Origin of the sequence: Flaviflexus equikiangi, assembly GCF_014069875.1 — a bacterium.
GTDB classification, from domain to species: Bacteria; Actinomycetota; Actinomycetes; order Actinomycetales; family Actinomycetaceae; genus Flaviflexus; species Flaviflexus equikiangi.
On record NZ_CP059676.1, the window covers coordinates 1,130,035 to 1,148,531 of the forward strand.

Consider the following 18,497-nt stretch of genomic DNA (forward strand, 5'->3'; position numbering starts at 1 on the left):
AGATGAATCAACGAACCGTCATGGATAGCGGCGATATCACGCGCTCTATCACACGCATGGCACATGAAATCCTGGAACGGAACCAGGGCGCTGATGACGTCATCCTGTTGGGGATACCGTCACGGGGCGTCCCGATCGCGAGGCGGCTGGCCGATGCGATTGAGAAGGCGGGCGGCGGGGTCGTCTACGTCGGTTCCCTCGATGTCACCATGCACCGCGATGATCTGCGGCGAAACCCGACCCGTGCACCATCCCCCACGTATATCCCAGACGGCGGCATCGACGACAAGATCGTCGTCCTCGTCGATGACGTGTTCTTCTCGGGCCGCACGATCAGGGCAGCGCTCGATGCGCTCAACACGATCGGCCGCCCCACGGCCGTCCAGCTCGCCGTTCTCGCCGACCGCGGGCACCGCGAACTCCCCATTCGGGCCGACTATGTGGGGAAGAACCTCCCCACCTCCCGGTCCGAACGCGTCTTCGTCCGCCTGTCCGAGATCGACGACACCGAGGGCGTCATTATCGAGGCAGCACGGTGAAACACCTGCTCAATGCCGGCGATCTTGACATCGCCGAGGTTTTGACGATCCTTGATACCGCTGAGACGATGCGGGACACGAACAAGCGCTCGATCCGCAAGCTTCCCGCCCTGGCGGGACGCACGGTCGCCCTCATGTTCTTCGAAGACTCCACCCGAACCCGCCTCTCGTTCGAGGCGGCCGCGAAGCGACTATCCGCTGACGTGCTGAACTTCTCCGCGAAAGGCTCCTCCCTGTCGAAGGGAGAGTCCCTCAAGGACACGGCGCAGACACTGGCCGCCATGGGAGCGGAGGCGTTCGTCATCCGTCATTCCGCCTCCGGTGCGGCACATCGGCTCGCACATTCGGGATGGATTGACGCTCCGATCATCAACGGCGGGGATGGTACGCACCAGCACCCCACGCAGGCTCTGCTCGACGCGTTCACGATGAGGAGGCACCTCGTGGGCGACGACCGTCTGGGGAAAGACCTCTCCGGGAAGAAGGTCGTCATCGTCGGCGATATCCTTCATTCGCGCGTGGCACGCTCCAACCTCGACCTGCTGTCCACCCTCGGCGCGGAGGTCACCCTCGTGGCGCCCCCGACGCTGCTGCCCGTCGGCATCGGCAACTGGCCGGCAACAATCCGCTATAGCCTCGACGAGGCGATCGAGGAGGGCCCGGATGCGATCATGATGCTTCGCGTCCAGCACGAGCGCATGACAGGATCCGGGGGCGGGTTCTTCCCCTCACCGGAGGAATACCATCGCCTGTACGGTCTCAACATGGAGAGGATGGGGAAGCTTCCCAGCCACACCATCCTGTTGCATCCGGGCCCGATGAATCGGGGCCTGGAGATCTCGGCCGAGGCGGCCGACCAGGACCGTTCGGTTGTTCTCGAACAGGTCGAAAACGGCGTGTATGTGCGCATGGCCGTCCTGTATCTTTCACTGGCAAACGAGGCGACAGCATGAGCATCCTATTCACCAACGCATCTATTCTCGGCGCAGAACCCACCGATATTCGCACCGAGGGGGCGACGATCGCCGAGATCGGCACGGGTCTGCCCGCGGGCGATTCCCTCGTCATCGACGCATCCGGCCTGATCGCCCTGCCCGGCCTCATCGACCTCCACACCCACCTGCGCCAGCCCGGGCGAGAAGACGCCGAGACCGTCCTGTCGGGCACGAAGGCGGCAGCCGCGGGCGGCTTCACGTGCGTCCACGCCATGGCGAACACGACACCGACGCAGGATACTGCGGGCGTTGTCGAACAGGTTGCCAAGCTCGGCAAGAAGGCCGGCTACGCCTATGTCCAGCCCGTCGGTGCCGTCACCGTGGGGCTCAAGGGCGAACGCCTCGCCGAGCTCGAGGCCATGTTCGAGTCCCGCGCGAACGTCACGATGTTCTCGGATGATGGGCAGTGCGTCTCGGACCCCGTCCTCATGCGGCGGGCCCTCGAATACGTGCGCTCCTTTGGCGGCGTCATCGCCCAGCATGCTCAGGAGCCCCGTCTCACGGAGGGGGCGCAGATGCACGAGGGGGATGTCTCAGCCGAGATCGGCCTGGCGGGATGGCCGGCGGTGGCGGAGGAATCCATCATCGCCCGCGACTGCCTCCTCACCCAGCACGTCGGCTCCCGCCTGCACGTCCTCCACGTCTCCACGAAGGGCAGCGTCGAGCTGATCCGCTGGGCGAAGGCGCAGGGCATCAACGTGACCGCCGAGGCGACACCCCACCACATCTCTCTCGATCACTCGAAGGCACGCTCCTACGATCCCCGCTTCAAGGTCAACCCGCCCCTGCGGACCGAGACCGATATCGCGGCCCTCAAAGAGGCGATCGCGGACGGCACGATCGACACGATCGGCACCGACCACGCACCCCACCCGGTCGAGGGCAAGGACTGTGAGTGGGCGGCGGGCGCGTTCGGCATGACAGGGCTCGAGACAGCGCTTCCCGTCATCCACCACGAACTCGTCAATTCGGGCATTTTGGACTGGGCGGGTGTTGCGCGAGTAATGTCGACCAAGCCTGCCGAGATCGGCGGGATCGCCGATCAGGGCCGCCCCATCGCCGTGGGGGAGCCCGCCAACATGTGCTTCTACGATCCGGACGCGCCCTTCACGGTGCGCGGAGCGGAGCAGAACACGAAGTCGACGAACACGCCATGGGAGGGTGTCACCCTCCCCGGACGGGTCATGCACACCGTATTCCGCGGACACCTCACGTGCCGCGAAGGAAAGGTAACTGAATGAGAGAGCCAGCACTCCTCGTCCTCGAGGACGGCACGATTTTCCGCGGCAAAGCATGGGGCAAACGAGGCCGAACCACCGGCGAGATCGTGTTCTCCACGGCCATGACCGGCTACCAGGAGACGTTCACCGATCCCTCCTACCATCGTCAGATCGTTGTCATGACCGCCCCCCACATCGGCAACACCGGTGTCAACGCGGAAGACTCCGAATCGGACAGGGTGTGGACGGCAGGCGTTGTCGTGCGTGACGCCGCGAGGCGTTCCTCCTCCTGGCGCGCAACAGGCGACCTCGAGGACTATCTTGTCGAGCACGACATCGTCGGCATCTGCGAGGTCGATACCCGGGCCGTGACACGCCACATCCGTGAACGGGGCGCCATGAGGGCTGGCATCTTCTCCGCCTCAGCGCTCCCCATCGGGGCCGATACCGGCACCCAGCAGGCACTCGACATCCTCCTCGGCCTCGTCAACGACTCCCCGGCCATGTCCGGCGCGGAGCTCGCGGCCGATGTCTCGACGAAGACCACGTACGTCGTGGAGCCCCGCGGGGACTTCGAGGGCCTCGAACCTGTCGCATCGATCGTCGCCGTCGACCTGGGGATCAAGAACCGTACGCCCTGGCAGTTCGCCGAGCGCGGCGTGCGCGTCACGGTCGTCCCCGAATCGGTGACCCTGGCTGACGTCCAGGAGCTGAACCCCGATGGCGTGTTCTTCTCGAACGGCCCCGGCGATCCCGCCACGGCCGATCATCAGATCGAACTCCTGCGCGGCGTCCTCGATGCTGGGATCCCGTTCTTCGGGATCTGCTTCGGCAACCAGCTGCTCGGACGCGCACTCGGCTTCGGCACGTACAAGCTCGACTACGGTCATCGCGGCGCCAACCAGCCCGTGCTGGACAGGGAGACCGGCAAGGTCGAGATCACTGCCCACAATCACGGCTTCGCGGTTGACATGCCGGTCGATGAGGCAACCCTCGCGCCGTATGGCGATGGTCGATACGGGAAGGTGGCAGTCTCGCACGTGTCACTCAACGACGGTGTCGTCGAGGGCCTGCGCTGCCTGGACGTGCCCGCCTTCTCCGTCCAATTCCATCCCGAGGCGGCCGCTGGCCCCCACGACGGCGAGCACCTGTTCGACCGTTTCATCGCCCTCATGAAGGAGGTGGGCTGATGCCCCGCCGCACAGACATTTCCTCCGTCCTCGTCATCGGCTCCGGCCCCATCGTCATCGGCCAGGCCTGTGAGTTCGACTATTCCGGGACGCAGGCCTGCCGGGTTCTCAAGGAGGAGGGCATCCGTGTCATCCTCGTGAACTCCAACCCGGCCACGATCATGACCGACCCGGAGATCGCGGACGCAACCTATGTGGAGCCGATCCGTGCCGATGTCCTCACGTCGATCATCGCGAAGGAGCGCCCCGACGCTCTGCTCCCCACCCTCGGCGGCCAGACCGCCCTCAACGCGGCAGTCGAACTGTCGGAGCTCGGCGTGCTCGAGAAGTATGGCGTCGAGATGATCGGTGCCCGCCTCGACGCGATCCAGGCCGGTGAGGACAGGGAAGAGTTCAAGAAGGTCGTCGAGAAGTGCGGCGCCGAATCCGCACGCTCGGAGATCTGCCACAGCATCGAGGAATGCCTCGCGGCCGCGGAGAAGCTCAACTATCCCGTCGTCGTCCGTCCCAGCTTCACCATGGGCGGGCTCGGATCGGGCTTCGCCTGGAACGAGGCCGAGCTGCGCCGGATCGCGGGAGCGGGCCTGCACTACTCCCCGTCCTCCGAGGTGCTCCTCGAAGAGTCCATCCTCGGATGGAAGGAGTTCGAGCTCGAGATCATCCGCGACCAGGCAGACAATGCTGTGGTCGTCTGTTCGATCGAGAACGTCGACCCCGTCGGCGTGCACACGGGAGACTCGATCACGGTCGCTCCCTCCCTTACGCTGACGGACAGGGAATACCAGAACCTGCGCGACATCGGCATCGCCATCATCCGCGAGGTCGGTGTCGACACGGGCGGCTGCAACGTCCAGTTCGCCGTCGAGCCCTCGACGGGTCGCGTCGTCGTCATCGAGATGAACCCGCGAGTATCGCGGTCCTCCGCTCTCGCCTCGAAGGCGACCGGCTTCCCGATCGCGAAGATCGCGGCACGTCTCGCTCTCGGCTACACGCTCGACGAGATCCAGAACGACATCACAGGATCCACCCCGGCTTCCTTCGAACCCTCGATCGACTACGTCGTGGTGAAGATCCCGCGTTTCGCCTTCGAGAAGTTCCCCGCGGCGGACAACGGCCTGACGACAACCATGAAGTCTGTCGGCGAGGCGATGGCGATCGGCAGGAACTACACCGAGGCCCTCCAGAAGGCCATGCGCTCCATCGACAAGAAGGACTCCTCCTTCACGTGGGAGTTCGAGGACAGCCTCGAGGACCTGCTCCACCAGGCATCGTTCGCGACCGAGGATCGCCTGCACCAGGTGCAGCGCGCCCTCTACCGCGGTGCCACTGTCGAGCAGATGTTCGAGATCACGAGCATGGATCCGTGGTTCCTCGACCAGGTCGTCCTCATCAACGAGCTCGCGGACGAGATCAAGAATGCTCGCGCTCTCACCGCGGATCTTCTCGGCACCGCGAAGCGGCATGGCTTCTCCGATGCTCAGATCGCCGAGCTGCGGTCGACGAGCGAGGAGACGATCCGGGAGATCCGCGGCGCCTACGACCTTCACCCGGTCTACAAGACGGTCGATACGTGTGCGGCCGAATTCGCATCGACGACGCCCTACCACTACTCCAGCTACGACATGGAGACGGAGGTCGCCCCGCGAGAAGCCCGCCGTCATCATCCTCGGCTCGGGCCCCAACCGTATCGGGCAGGGGATCGAGTTCGACTACTCCTGCGTTCATGCGACCCTGGCTCTGCGGGACAGGTACGAGACCGTCATGGTCAACTGCAACCCGGAGACCGTGTCCACGGACTACGACATGTCGGACAGGCTCTACTTCGAGCCCCTCACCCTCGAGGACGTCCTCGAGATCTATCGGGCCGAATGCGAGGCGGGTCCCGTTGCCGGCATGATCGTCCAGCTCGGCGGCCAGACGCCCCTGTCCCTCGCGGCCGATCTCAAGGCCGCAGGCGTCCCGATCCTCGGCACCTCCCCGGAGGCGATCGATGCTGCGGAGGACCGCGGCGAGTTCGGTCGCGTCCTCGACGCCGCGAACCTGCCCGCGCCCGCGTTCGGGACGGCCACATCGGCCCAGCAGGCTCTGGCCACGGCCGATAGCATCGGATATCCGGTCCTTGTCCGTCCCAGCTATGTTCTCGGCGGACGCGGCATGGAGATCGTCTACGACGAGCCGCAGCTGCGCCACTACCTCGACCGGATGGCATCCCAGTCGGGCGATGCGACGCGCAAGGTCGCCCCGCTCCTCATCGACAAGTTCTTGGACGATGCGATCGAGATCGATGTCGATGCTCTCTACGACGGGACGGAACTGTTCCTCGGCGGGATCATGGAGCACATCGAGGAGGCCGGGATCCACTCCGGCGACTCCGCCTGCGTGCTGCCCCCGCTCACCCTCGGCCAGGGCATGATCGACAGGATCCGCCAGTCCACGGAGGCCATCGCCTCCGGCGTGGGCGTGCGCGGCCTCATCAACATCCAGTATGCCCTCGTCTCCGACGTGCTCTATGTCATCGAGGCGAATCCTCGAGCGTCCCGCACCGTGCCCTTCGTCGCGAAGGCCACCGGGGTTCCGCTCGCGAAGGCCGCAACGCTCGTCATGACGGGCGCGACGATCGCGGAGCTGAAGGAGAGCGGCCTCCTGCCCGAGCAGGACGCCGGCCGCATCGACATCAATCCCGTCACGGCCGTCAAGGAAGCCGTGCTTCCGTTCAAGCGTTTCGCGACGAAGGACGGCAGGATCGTCGACTCGCTGCTCGGCCCGGAGATGAGATCGACGGGTGAGGTCATGGGCTTCGACACGACCTTCCCGCTCGCCTTCGCGAAGTCGCAGGCGGCCGCCTACGGCGGTCTCCCCACGGAGGGCAATGTCTTCGTCTCCGTCGCGGACAGGGACAAGGGCTCGATCATCTTCCCGATCGTCGGACTCGTCGAGATGGGATTCACGATCTACGCGACCTCCGGAACGGCGGCCCTGCTGCGCCGTTACGGGATTCCGACAACCGAGGTTCGCAAGAACTCGGCGGGCCGGGGCCCCGACGGTGAACCCACCGTCAACGACCTCATCGAGGCCGGGCTCATCGACATGGTCGTCAACACGCCCTCCGGTTCGGGAGCCCGCGCAGACGGCTACGAGATCCGTGCCGCCACGACCGCTGCCGATAAGCCGATCATGACGACCGTCCAGCAGTTCGGTGCGGCCGTCCAGGCGATCCAGGCCCTGGGCGAAGGCTTCGACGTCATGTGCCTCCAGGAGCATGCGGCCAGGCGGAACCGGTGACCTTCGCGGCACGGCTGAGAGCCAACCAGGACACGTTCGGACCGGTCTGCGTCGGTGCGGACCCCCACGCCTCGATCCTCGAGGCGTGGGGCCTGCCCGACAGCCCGGCCGGGCTGGCCACGTTCTCCGAGATCTTCACGGAGGCCTTCGCGGGCTGCGTCGCCTCCATCAAACCCCAGGTGGCGTTCTTCGAGCGCCACGGCTCGAAGGGCCTCGCCGTGCTCGAGACCATGATCGGTGCCTTCCGCGAGGCGGGCACCCTCGTGATCGCGGACGCGAAGCGGGGCGACATCGGGTCGACGATGATGGGGTATGCGCAGGCGTGGCTGGGGGATGGTCCCCTCGGTTCCGATGCTGTGACTCTCAGCCCTTATCTCGGCGTGGGGGCGCTTGCTCCGGCTTTGGAGATGGCGGGGGAGAACGATCGCGGGGTTTTTGTTCTCGGTGTCACATCGAACCCCGAGGGTGCGAGCATTCAGGGAGCCGGCAGTCCGGCTGTCGGCCAGCTCGTCCTCGACGAGCTGGGGGAGTGGAATGACCGGATCTGGCCCGGCCAGACCGGCTCCATCGGTGCCGTCATCGGCGCAACCGCAGGTCAGCGGCTTGCGGACTGGGGTGTCTCGGTCGATTCCCTGCACGGCATGATCCTCGCCCCGGGGGTCGGTGCGCAGGGTGCGACGGTGGCCCAGGCCCAGGCACTGGCAGGGACCAATCTGCTGTGCATTCCACTTTCCCGGGCGATATTAAGTGCAGGTCCGGACGTCGCCCGGTTAAAAGATTCTCATTCCTCGTGGTAGTTCCCTATATGTTCGAAATTCCTTTGGTACCCTGAGATCGCTCAGCTAAACATATAGTGACCTGCACAAGGATTGTGCATTCGAAAGACATGGAGTAGTAATGGCACTTCCCTCCCTCACGCCCGAACAGCGCCAGGCAGCCCTTGACAAGGCTGCGGTGGCGCGGAAGAAGCGTGCAGAGCTGAAGCAGTCGCTCAAGGCAGGCGAAACCCGCCTGTCTGAGGTGCTCGAACTCGCAAAGAACGACGAGATCATCGCCAAGCTGCGCGTGTCAGCCCTGCTCGAGTCGATGCCCGGCATCGGCACCGCCAAGGCGCGTGCCATCATGGACCGCACGAACATCTCGCCATCGCGCCGCGTGGGCGGGCTCGGCCCGCACCAGGCCGCCGCTCTCGTCAAGCTGTTCTCCTAGATGACGTCACGGGCTTTCGTCATCTGCGGTCCCACCGCCGTCGGCAAGGGGACCGTGATCCGGCAGCTGATCGAGCGCCAGCCGTCGATGTGGCTGTCCGTCTCCGCCACGACCCGCGCCCCGCGCGCGGGCGAGGTGGACGGACAGCACTATTTCTTCGTCAGCCCCGATGAGTTCGATGAGATGGTCGGCGCCGGCAACATGCTGGAGTGGGCGACAGTCCACGGCATCCACCGCTACGGCACACCCCGTGGGCCCGTCCTCGACGCCATGGCAGACGATCGGGTCGTGCTCCTCGAGGTGGATCTGGCTGGTGCCAGGCAGGTGCGCGCGTCCTTCCCGGAGGCGGTGCAGATCTTCATCGCACCCCCCACATTCGAGGACCTGGAAGAGCGGCTGGAGACACGCGGCACGGAAGGGCCCGCTGAGCGTGAGAGGCGTCTGGAGACGGCACGGGTTGAGCTTGCCGCCGCGGACGAGTTCGATCATGTCGTCATCAACGATGACGTGGTGCGAGCCACCGACGAGATCCTGTCAATCATCGAGGCCGTGGGCTAGACTTAAGCGTTGAGCTATCGGAAAGGCTGATATGTACGGAACAGTGCCCGAGCCTGAAGGCATTACTGACCCTCCCATCGACGATCTCCTCGAGAAGGTCGATTCGAAATATGCGCTTGCCGTCTATTCGGCCAACCGCGCGCGCCAGATCAACGACTACCGCCAGGAGCTGATGTCAGCCGACGGCAACGTCGTGCACGTCGGCCCGCTGGTCGCCTCCGACCCGGAGGAGAAGCCGCTGTCGATCGCGCTGCGCGAGGTGGTCGAGGACAAGCTCATTCTCAAGCCGACCGAGAACTGATGTCGGCAGAAAACGCCTGGGCCCACGGTCAAACCGCGGGCCCTTCGCGCATCGTCCTCGGCGTCACCGGCGGCATCGCCGCCTACAAGTCCGCGATCATCGCACGCCTCCTCATGAAGGCCGGGCATGACGTCCGTATCGTGCCGACCGAGTCGGCCCTCCAGATGGTGGGGAGCAGCACGTTCGCGGCCCTGACAGGTCATCCCATCCATACGAGCGTCTTCGACGATCCGATGGGGGTGGAGCACGTCCGCATCGGAGACGAGGCCGATCTTCTCCTCATCGCCCCGGCGAGCGCGAACACGATCGCGAAACTCGCGTGGGGGATGGCAGACAATCTCCTCACAGCGACCGCCCTTGTCGCGACCTGCCCGATCCTTGTCGTCCCGGCCATGCATACGCAGATGTGGAACAACCCCGCGACGCAGGCGAATGTGGCGACGCTGCGCGAACGCGGCATGGTCGTCCTCGAGCCCGCCTCGGGCCGGCTGACGGGAGCGGATTCCGGCGTGGGCAGGCTGCCCGAGCCGGAGCACATCACCCAGGCGGCACTGGGCCTGCTCAGCCCCCAGGATCTGGCAGGGCAGCGCTTCGTCATCTCCGCGGGCGGGACGCGCGAACCGATCGATCCTGTCCGGTTCCTCGGGAACCGGTCGACGGGACGCTTCGGGATCGCGCTTGCCCTCGCGGCCGCCCATCGGGGAGCATCAGTCGATCTCGTCGCCTGCAACGTGGACGCGGCCCTGCTGCCCCACCATCCCACCATCACCATCCATGAAGCAGGCTCGGCGCGCGAGCTGCAGGCCCACATGGTGCGTCTGGCGGACGGTGCGCAGGTCGTCATCATGACGGCCGCCGTTGCCGACTTCCGCCCCGCGACCGCGACCGAGTCGAAGCTGAAGAAGGACGGCACCGTGCCCGAGTTCGATCTCGTGGAGAACCCCGACATTCTTCACGGCCTCGCATCCGATCGCGACCATGGCGCCTACGTCGTCGGCTTCGCCGCGGAGACGGGGGACGAGCACGGCTCGGTCCTCGACTATGGGCGCGCGAAGGCGAAGAAGAAGGGCGCCGACCTTCTCGTCGTCAACCGCGTCGGAGAGACGAGCGGCTTCGGCGACGTCGAGACAGCAATCACCATCCTGGACCGTTTCGGCGAGATCCGTGCAGAAGCGGTCGGGAGCAAGTCTCAGATGGCGGGAGTCGTCATCAACACCATTATTTCTTCCAGGACTGGAGACTAGGCTTGTCAACCGTGCAACCTTTTACCTCTGAATCAGTCACAGCCGGCCACCCCGATAAAGTCTGTGACCTCATTTCCGACCGGATTCTCGATGCGATCCTCACCCGGGATCCGCACGCACGAGTCGCGATCGAGACGATGGTGACGACGGGCCTCGTCCACGTCGCCGGCGAGCTCAACACAGACAGCTATGTCGAGATCCCCCAGGTCGTCCGCGAAGCGCTCCTCGATCTCGGTTACGACTCGTCCGAGGTCGGTTTCGATGGTCGCTCGTGCGGCGTCTCCGTCTCCATCGGGCAACAGTCCCAGGACATCTTCAACGGCGTCCACAACTCGCTCGAAGCGCGATCCGCCGACGGGGAGGTGGAGAAGTACTCCCAGGAGGGAGCGGGCGATCAGGGCCTCATGTTCGGCTACGCCACGAACGAGACCGACGTGCTCATGCCGATGCCGATCTTCCTCGCCCACCGCATGGCCGAGAGGCTGTGGCAGGTGCGCCGGGACGGCACCGTTGCCGGGCTGCGCCCGGACGGCAAGACCCAGGTCACCATCAACTATGACGAGTCGGACAAGCCGGTCAGTGTCGGCACCGTCGTCGTCTCCACCCAGCACGATGAGGATGTCACGCAGGACGCGCTGCGGACGGCGATCACCGAGCACGTCATCACCCCCATACTCGACGAGTACGCGGACCACCTCGACCGCACGGACATGACGATCCTCGTCAACCCCTCGGGACGCTTCGTCATCGGCGGCCCCATGTCCGATGCTGGCCTGACCGGGCGGAAGATCATCGTCGACACGTACGGCGGCATGGCCCGCCACGGCGGGGGCGCCTTCTCCGGGAAGGACCCGTCGAAGGTCGACAGGTCCGCCTGCTACGCGGCCCGGTGGGTTGCGAAGAACGTGGTGGCGGCCGGCCTGGCGGAGCGCTGCGAGGTCCAGGTCGCGTACGCGATCGGACAAGCGCATCCCGTCTCCGTCCGCATCGATGCCTTCGGCACGAACACGATCCCGGTCGAGCGGATCGCGGCTGCCGTGACGAAGGTCTTCGACCTGCGTCCCCTCGCGATCATCGACGCCCTCCAGCTCAAGCGCCCCATCTATGCGCTCACGTCCTCGTTCGGACATTTCGGCCGTGAGCTGCCCGAGTTCACGTGGGAACAGACCGATCGGGTCGGCCCGCTGCTCGCGGTGCTCGAGGAGATGGGCGAGGGGTGACCCGCTCGAGTGTCTGACACTCTCTTCGACCTGCCGACACAGCCCGCTCTCCTCACGGCAGAGCGGGCTGTGCGCACCGTCGACGGTCCGGTCGATCGGCCCGTCGCCCGCATCATCCTCGACACCCCCTTCTCCTGGCCCGACAAGCTCTACGACTATCTCGTCCCCGAGGAGCTCGACTCGCGGGCGAAGCCGGGTGTGCGGGTACGAGTGCAGTTCGGAGCCAAGAGGCTGACGGGCTTCCTCCGCGAACGAGCGGACACGACGGACGCGAAGACGCTGAAACCGCTCCTCGCGGTCGTAGGTGAGCCGGTTGTCACCCCGGAACTGTTCGACCTGGTAGATCGCGTGGCTGAACGGAACGTGTGCTCGCGCCATGATGTGCTGCGGGGCGCGGTGCCCCCGCGCCATGCTCGGGCCGAGAAAGCGGTTTCGGGGCTTCCTGGCGTCATGTTCGCTGATGTTGCGGATCCGGGAGTGCTGCCGTTCGGTATCGCCCTTGATGGGAGAGAGACTCTCGTGTCGGCGGGGCGTGACACGTGGTCGGCGATTGCCGCCTCAGTGCAGGGAGCGCTGTCCCGAGGCGATTGCGCTCTCATCGTCGTGCCCACCGGTGTGGAGGTGGCCCGATGCCGCCAAGCCCTCTCGCAGCGCCTGCCCGGCGAACCCCTTGCCATCATCGAAGCGGGCTCCTCCCCAGAGATCCGCTACCGTCACTTCCTCTCGGTCTATCGGGGCCGGGCCCGGGTCGTCATCGGGACGCGTGCCGCCGCGTTCGCACCGATCGATGCTGGGCTGCTAATCGTCGTCGATGAGCACAACGGTGCGATGAGGGACAAGCGGAGCCCCTACCTGTGGGCTGATGAGGTGGTGCGGATGAGGAAGGGGCAGCGAACGTTCCTCAGGTTCAGCTTCCCGCCTCGCCTGGGCACGGCCGACGTCCCGACGGTCGTGGGAGGATCGTGGCCGTCCGTGACGCGTGCCGAGCAGTGGGAGGGCGATCAGCGGGGTCTTCTTCCTCCAGCGGCGTTCGCGACGATACGGTCCGGTCTCGAGAAGGGGCCCGTTATCGTCTCCGCCCCGCGGGCAGGCTACGTCCCGGCCCTGGCGTGTGCTCACTGCCATACGAGAGCAGCCTGCCGCCAGTGCGGTTCCGCGATCGCGGTGCCCACGGCGGGCAGTCATGCCGCCTGCGGCACGTGCGGGGACGCGGACTGGCGGTGCGCATGCGGGTCTCGCAACCTGCGGGCCGTCTCTCGCGGTTCGTCTCGGATCGCCCAGGAGATTGCGGCCGCCTTCCCCGATGTCGGGGTTGATACGCTGCGCAGCGGTGCGGAGGAGTCGTCGATGCCGCTCGTGGTTGCCACCCCGGGGGCCGAACCCGACCGTGAGTTCGCGGCCGCGGTGATCGTGGATGCTGGGGCGCGTCTCGCCAGTCTGTCCCTCGATGCTGAGATCGAGGCGGTGGGTCGGTGGGCTCGTGTCGCGTCCCGCGTGTCGGGGCATGTGCTCCTCACGGGAGGAGTCCCCCCACATCTCGCCCATGCTCTCGCCTCGCGGTCACTCGACGTGGGGGGCCTGCGGGAGGAGCGTGAGCTTCTCGGCCAGCCGCCCTATCATCGCTGGTTCCTCATCTCGGGCCAGAAGACAGACCTGCAGCGCCTCCTCGGGGGAGTCGCCGCACGCCTGGAGGGGGAGGCCCCGCCGGAGCAGAGCATCGCGGCCCTCCTCTCGGGAGGCGGGCGGCAGGTCTTCGCCCGCGGCATCCATCTCGTCGGCCCCACGGTCGATGACACTGGAATCACTGTTTATCTCCACGAGGAGGCGCCCGCGGTCAGGCTTGCTGGCGTGCTGCGCGATACTCTCCAGGATCTGGGTCAGCTCGCCATCCGCATCGAAGCAGATCCGATCCTGTGATCCCTGCCTGATAGGGGGTCTGGGGAAGAATCGCCCGAAAATTCACGCTAAGGAGTCAGCGGCCTGTTGAATGGGTTCCATGGCGGTCGATTTTCTAAGTGATGAGCAGGTCGCAGGGTTCGGCGGATTCCCCGACGAGGTACCGGCGGAGGACCTGGAACGTTTCTGTTGGTTGGACGATGCCGATTTGTCGGTGGTTGGTCGCCGCCGGGGAATGCACAACCGCCTGGGATTTGCTGTCCAACTGATCACGGTACGGGTAGCCGGACGCTTTTTGACGGATCCATTGGCTGTTCCGTGGCCGGTGGTGGAATCCCTGGCCGGGCAGCTGGGCATTGCCGATGCTTCCGTGCTCAAGCTGTATGCGCAGCGGGGACAGACCGAGTACGAGCACGCCGCGGAAATCTCCACCGTGTACGGGTATGCGGATTTCTCCGATCCGGCCAGGTACGAAGAGCTGAGGCTGTTTCTGGAGGCCCGGGCCTGGACTTCGTCGGAGGGACCGGTGCGCTTGTTTGAACGGGCGGCGCTCTGGCTGCGTGAGCGCAAGGTCCTTCTCCCCGGCGTCTCCACGTTGACACGACTGGTTTTGGAGATCCGTTCCGGAGCAAATTACCGCCTCCATTCCATGCTGGTTGACGCTGCCGGCCCCGCCTTGATTCTGGAATTGGAAGGTCTGCTTCGCGTTGGGGATGGGTCGCGGTTGACCGCGTGGGAACGGCTGCGGACCGGTCCTTCGAGGGTCTCGGTGCCGGAATTCTTGCGGCAGTTGGAGCGGCTGGGTCGCTTGCGGTCTCTGGGTGCCGGGTCCATTGATGTGGAGATGATCCCCGAGGGACGGATGAATGCCCTGGCCCGCTACGGGTTGGCGGGCAAGGCCTCATCGCTTCGAGGACTATCGGGACAGCGCCGGGGTGCGACACTGCTTTGTGCCGTGCGGGCATTGACGTCGGAGGTTGCCGATGATTTGTGTGATGCCCTGGACGCTATTGTTACTGAACGCGTTCTGCGCAAGGCAACCAGGGAATCCGCTGCCGCCCGGTTGAAGTCCCTGCCCCGTTTGTCCAAGGCCTCCCTGCAATTGGCGAAGGCCGCGAAAACACTGGTCGAGGTGTTGGACAACACGGAATATTCCGGAGCAGAGGCCGCCTCGGTGCTGGCCGATCAGGTTTCCTTGTCCGAGCTACGCGCCGCGCTGGAGGTGGTGAACGAAGTGGTGCATCCCGAGGGTGCCGAGGCTGACACTGCGGGGCAGATGCTGCGTCGGTTCGCCACCGTGCGCTCGTTCCTGCCGGCGTTGGCCGCAGCGGCACCCTTCGGGGCCACCGCGGGTGGGACGCCAACATTGGCGGCGCTGACGGCACTGCCAGAGGTTCTGGACGGTCGCAAGAAAGACCCTGCCTAGGTTGATCTGTCCGTCCTCTCTCCGACGTGGCAGCGCCTTGTCACGGCTTCGGAGGAAATCGACCGCAAGGCCTACACGGTGGCGGTGACGGGGGCCGTCCACAAGGCGCTGCGGCGCAGGGACATCTTCGTGGTGGGCGGGCGGCGCTGGGGAGACCCTCGGGCGCGGTTGCTGACCGATCCGGCGTGGCAGGCCACCAAAAACGAGACCTTGAGGGCACTCCAGCTGCCCGAAGAGCCAATGGAGCATCTGGCTGGTGTGCGCCACCGCCTTGATGCCCGTTATCGTGCGGCGGCCGTGCAGTTGGCCGACAATCCAACGGTACGGATTGATGATGCCGGCAAGGTCCACCTCTCACCCCTGGAGGCCAAGACGGTCCCGGAGTCCTTGACGCAGTTGCGGGGGCTGGTCTCCGGGATGCTGCCGCGTGTGGATCTGCCCGATGTGCTGCTGGAAGTGCATTCCTGGACGGGGTTCCTCTCGGAATTCAGCCACGTCTCGGAGGCCTCCGCGAGGATGGGCCAGCTTGATGTCTCCGTCGCCGCCATCCTGGTGGCCGAGGCCTGCAACGTCGGGCTCACACCGGTGGTCAGGGATGGCCGCCCCGCCCTGACACGTGGACGCCTGAGCCACGTTGACCAAAACTATGTGCGTGCCGATACGCTTCGCGCTGCCAACGCCCGGCTGATCCAGGCCCAGTCCGGTCTCGGACTCGCGCAGCGCTGGGGCACAGGCCTGTTGGCGTCCGTTGATGGGATGCGGTTCGTGGTGCCGGTGGCCACCGTCAATGCCGGGGCGAATCCGCGCTACTTTGGCCAAGGTCGCGGCTTGACCTGGCTGAACTATCTCAACGACCAGGTCTCCGGGTTGGGCGCCGTCGTGGTTCCGGGAACGGTCTGCGATTCCCTGCATATTTTGGATGGGCTGCTCGATCTTGATGGTGGCCAACGCCCCGAGATGGTCGCCACCGATACGGCCTCCTATTCGGACCAGGTCTTCGGGCTTTTCACGCTGCTCGGATATCGGTTCTCGCCCCGTCTGGCCGGGTTGCCGGACCAGCGGTTCTGGCGCATTGACGCCACGGCCGATTATGGGAAGTTGAACGCGGTGGCCGGTCGCAACCGGATCAACCTGGATCTCATTACGGCGAACTGGCCGGACATGCTCCGCCTTGCCGGGTCCCTGACTGCCGGGACCGTGCGCGCCTCGGAAGTCCTGCGGGTCACCCAGGGAGGCGGGGCACCGACGCTGCTCGGGAAGGCGTTGGCGGAGTATGTGTCAACGACGGGTGAATATTGACCCCCTGGCGACGGATGAAAATTGACCCCCTGTTCATTATTTTGTTTGGTGGTCTTTGTCGGTGAGCAGTTCTCTGCGGGTACGGGTGCGGTAGGACTCTCCGTCCAGGGGCAGCACTTCGGCATGATGGACAAGACGATCGATCATGGCTGAAGCAACAATGTCATCACCAAAGATTTCACCCCACCGACCAAAGGCCAGGTTCGAGGTGATGAGGATTGAGCCCTGCTCGTAGCGGGCCGCGACGAGTTGGAAGAATAGGTTCGCGGTCTGGGAGTCAAAGGGCAGATAGCCTAGCTCGTCGATGATGAGCAGTCGGTAGCGGCGCAGACGTTTGAGCTCGGCTTCGATGCCTGTAGGACTGTGATGAGCTGCGGTGAGGCGGTTGGCCCAACCACTGGCGGTGTCGAAAGCGACGGGGTAACTGCTGTGGCAGGCTTTGATTCCCAAGCCGATTGCCAAATGTGTTTTACCGACCCCGGGAGGGCCGAGCAGGATCACATTCTCGGCTTTGGCGACAAAGCTGCACGTTGCCAGGTGAGCCAGCACGTCACGGCGCAGGCCTGGCTGGTAGTCGGTGTTGAACTCCTCAAGAGTTTTGATGCCAGGAAAGTGGGCTCCTGCGACCCTCAGGGAGGTTCCGTTGGCTTCACGGTCAGTGACCTGCCGATCCAGGACGGCTGCGAGGTACTCTTCATGAGACCACCCTGCCTGGCGAGCCTGATCGGCCAGGTCGGCATAGACCCGTCCGATTGTCGGAGTCCTTAACGCTTTGACTAAATGTGCAATATTCTTATCGATTGCTGTGTTCATGCCACCGTCTCCTGCTCGGGCAGGCCCAGACCGAACATCGTGTCATAGACCGCCAGATCACGAGTGGGGACCTCAATCCCGCGTGGAACAGCGATCGGGCGCACTGACTGCTGGTTGTAGTGCGCACGCAGCTGCTTAGCCACCGCCACATGGTCTGGGTCGGTGATCGTCTTATGAGAATCCCAGCACCGCTGATGCTGGGCAACGAGCATGCCCTGGCTACGGGCCTGGACTGTTGTCAATGTTGTGGTGACATCGATCAGCCTGCCGATCATCCGCGGATCGACAGAGTAATCATTACCGTCCACGCGAATGTAATAGTCACGTGGCAGACGGACCCTCTCGTTCAAACCCGTACTGGGCGGGTGCGGAGGCAACACCGTCATGGCCGCCAGGTCCTGCTCGAGCATATCGATTGGCCGTGCCCCTAACGAGCGGATATGCCTCTGGTTCGCCACCGTCCCAAGCCAGGTGGTGAGCTGAGTATTGAAATCAGCAGCACCGGTGAAATCCCGGCCAGGCAGGAACGATGTCTCAATATAGCCATTGTTACGCTCGGTCATCCCTTTAAATTCAGGATCTCGCGGTGGGGCAATCACCATCCTCGTAGCCAACGTTCCAGCAAACCCTGCGACCGGGCTTAACGGCTTACCTTTCGGCGCGATCGCTGCCTCACGATCCCACACCAAAGTCTTAGGGACTGCCCCAACCCCATGAATCAGATGCCACATCCCGGCCAACAGATCCCCTGAACGGCGCGAGGGCAACATCACCGCAGATAAGAACCGTGAGAAAGTCAGTGTCATCACCAGCACAGGGAACACGAGCGCAGTGCCAGCTCCGGTGGGGACCCTCGTCTGGGGAAACCACAGGTCCATCTGTGCTGCTTGTCCGGGCTCATGAACCAGGCGATCAGCCGGATCAACTCCCACATACTCAGGACGGATCTGCCGCACCCGGTCCTTCAACACCGTCAACGAGTATGGGAAGCCGAGCCGCTCTTTGATCACAGTTGCCGGCATTGTCGGATACACACGTAATAGCTTGCGTATCTCCACCTCATAGCCATCCACAACAGGGGTCTGTTGATGGTCGCTGATACTTCGGCGGCTCGGTGGCAGCTAGTGCTCGACGCACTGTATTCCTTGCAATCCCTAACCGACGACTGATCTCTTTAATCGGTACGTGCTCAGCCTTGTGCAGACGACGAATCTCGGCCCAGTCTTCCACTGTGATCATGCCTCCTAGCATGGAACAGAGGGGTCAACATTCACCCGTCGTTTAAGGGTCATTATTCACGCGTCG

At 64.7% G+C, this 18,497-nt stretch carries 14 protein-coding genes and 2 pseudogenes; 14 read left to right on the forward strand and 2 right to left on the reverse strand.

All coding sequences use genetic code 11. The features are described 5' to 3' along the window. The first annotated feature begins 2 nt into the window (after window positions 1–2). From pyrR to H2O75_RS10835, 14 genes and pseudogenes are all read left to right on the forward strand, one after another. Entirely contained in the window at window positions 3–539 is a 537-nt protein-coding gene (gene pyrR / locus H2O75_RS05305; protein WP_182174637.1) for a bifunctional pyr operon transcriptional regulator/uracil phosphoribosyltransferase PyrR, read from the forward strand. Next, the gene (locus tag H2O75_RS05310) at window positions 536–1,492 is read left to right on the forward strand and encodes an aspartate carbamoyltransferase catalytic subunit (protein WP_182174640.1); all 957 of its coding nucleotides are present in this window, start codon (window positions 536–538) and stop codon (window positions 1,490–1,492) included. The genes pyrR and H2O75_RS05310 overlap by 4 nt, the downstream gene beginning before the upstream one ends. Next, entirely contained in the window at window positions 1,489–2,775 is a 1,287-nt protein-coding gene (locus H2O75_RS05315) for a dihydroorotase (RefSeq protein ID WP_182174643.1), read from the forward strand. The genes H2O75_RS05310 and H2O75_RS05315 overlap by 4 nt, the downstream gene beginning before the upstream one ends. Beyond that, entirely contained in the window at window positions 2,772–3,944 is a 1,173-nt protein-coding gene (gene carA, locus H2O75_RS05320) for a glutamine-hydrolyzing carbamoyl-phosphate synthase small subunit (protein ID WP_182174646.1), read from the forward strand. The genes H2O75_RS05315 and carA overlap by 4 nt, the downstream gene beginning before the upstream one ends. Then, window positions 3,944–7,226: pseudogene (carB, locus tag H2O75_RS05325) on the forward strand (carbamoyl-phosphate synthase large subunit). Before carA ends, carB begins: the two are co-directional and overlap by 1 nt. Beyond that, complete coding sequence (gene pyrF / locus H2O75_RS05330) at window positions 7,190–8,023, forward strand: orotidine-5'-phosphate decarboxylase (protein ID WP_259365320.1); 834 nt, start codon at window positions 7,190–7,192, stop codon at window positions 8,021–8,023. The pseudogene carB and the gene pyrF overlap by 37 nt, the downstream one beginning before the upstream one ends. A gap of 100 nt (window positions 8,024–8,123) precedes the next feature. Further along, the gene (gene mihF, locus H2O75_RS05335; RefSeq protein ID WP_182174649.1) at window positions 8,124–8,435 is read left to right on the forward strand and encodes an integration host factor, actinobacterial type; all 312 of its coding nucleotides are present in this window, start codon (window positions 8,124–8,126) and stop codon (window positions 8,433–8,435) included. Beyond that, window positions 8,436–8,993: a guanylate kinase gene (gene gmk / locus H2O75_RS05340; RefSeq protein ID WP_182174652.1), complete on the forward strand. Its 558-nt coding sequence runs from the start codon at window positions 8,436–8,438 to the stop codon at window positions 8,991–8,993. A gap of 43 nt (window positions 8,994–9,036) precedes the next feature. Further along, window positions 9,037–9,294: a DNA-directed RNA polymerase subunit omega gene (rpoZ, locus tag H2O75_RS05345; RefSeq protein WP_259365321.1), complete on the forward strand. Its 258-nt coding sequence runs from the start codon at window positions 9,037–9,039 to the stop codon at window positions 9,292–9,294. After that, a complete protein-coding gene (gene coaBC, locus H2O75_RS05350) occupies window positions 9,294–10,538 on the forward strand; it encodes a bifunctional phosphopantothenoylcysteine decarboxylase/phosphopantothenate--cysteine ligase CoaBC (RefSeq protein ID WP_182174658.1) in 1,245 nt (414 codons plus the stop codon). The genes rpoZ and coaBC overlap by 1 nt, the downstream gene beginning before the upstream one ends. 2 nt (window positions 10,539–10,540) lie before the next feature. Beyond that, complete coding sequence (gene metK, locus H2O75_RS05355) at window positions 10,541–11,758, forward strand: methionine adenosyltransferase (protein ID WP_182174661.1); 1,218 nt, start codon at window positions 10,541–10,543, stop codon at window positions 11,756–11,758. 9 nt (window positions 11,759–11,767) lie between these two features. Continuing rightward, window positions 11,768–13,675, forward strand: a complete 1,908-nt coding sequence (locus H2O75_RS05360) for a primosomal protein N' family DNA-binding protein (RefSeq protein ID WP_182174664.1) — start codon at window positions 11,768–11,770, stop codon at window positions 13,673–13,675. 79 nt (window positions 13,676–13,754) lie between these two features. After that, window positions 13,755–15,080: a DUF4158 domain-containing protein gene (locus H2O75_RS10830; RefSeq protein ID WP_220462798.1), complete on the forward strand. Its 1,326-nt coding sequence runs from the start codon at window positions 13,755–13,757 to the stop codon at window positions 15,078–15,080. 84 nt (window positions 15,081–15,164) lie between these two features. Then, complete coding sequence (locus tag H2O75_RS10835; protein ID WP_220462799.1) at window positions 15,165–16,379, forward strand: Tn3 family transposase; 1,215 nt, start codon at window positions 15,165–15,167, stop codon at window positions 16,377–16,379. Window positions 16,380–16,415: 36 nt separating this feature from the next. Here H2O75_RS10835 and istB read toward each other — a convergent pair whose 3' ends face one another. Next, window positions 16,416–17,192, reverse strand: coding sequence for an IS21-like element helper ATPase IstB (gene istB / locus H2O75_RS05370; protein WP_182174667.1), 777 nt, complete (start codon window positions 17,190–17,192; stop codon window positions 16,416–16,418). Beyond that, window positions 17,189–18,431, reverse strand: a pseudogene (gene istA, locus H2O75_RS05375) (IS21 family transposase). The gene istB and the pseudogene istA overlap by 4 nt, the downstream one beginning before the upstream one ends. Window positions 18,432–18,497: the final 66 nt, after the last annotated feature.

Excerpts from the sequence above, each read along its gene's own strand:
- mihF (WP_182174649.1), top strand. The coding sequence starts at position 8,124 with ATGGCACTTCCCTCCCTCACGCCCGAACAGCGCCAGGCAGCCCTTGAC.
- pyrR (WP_182174637.1), top strand. The coding sequence starts at position 3 with ATGAATCAACGAACCGTCATGGATAGCGGCGATATCACGCGCTCTATC.
- carA (WP_182174646.1), top strand. The coding sequence starts at position 2,772 with ATGAGAGAGCCAGCACTCCTCGTCCTCGAGGACGGCACGATTTTCCGC.
- H2O75_RS05315 (WP_182174643.1), top strand. The coding sequence starts at position 1,489 with ATGAGCATCCTATTCACCAACGCATCTATTCTCGGCGCAGAACCCACC.
- H2O75_RS10830 (WP_220462798.1), top strand. The coding sequence starts at position 13,755 with ATGGCGGTCGATTTTCTAAGTGATGAGCAGGTCGCAGGGTTCGGCGGA.
- istB (WP_182174667.1), bottom strand. The coding sequence starts at position 17,192 with ATGAACACAGCAATCGATAAGAATATTGCACATTTAGTCAAAGCGTTA.
- gmk (WP_182174652.1), top strand. The coding sequence starts at position 8,436 with ATGACGTCACGGGCTTTCGTCATCTGCGGTCCCACCGCCGTCGGCAAG.
- coaBC (WP_182174658.1), top strand. The coding sequence starts at position 9,294 with ATGTCGGCAGAAAACGCCTGGGCCCACGGTCAAACCGCGGGCCCTTCG.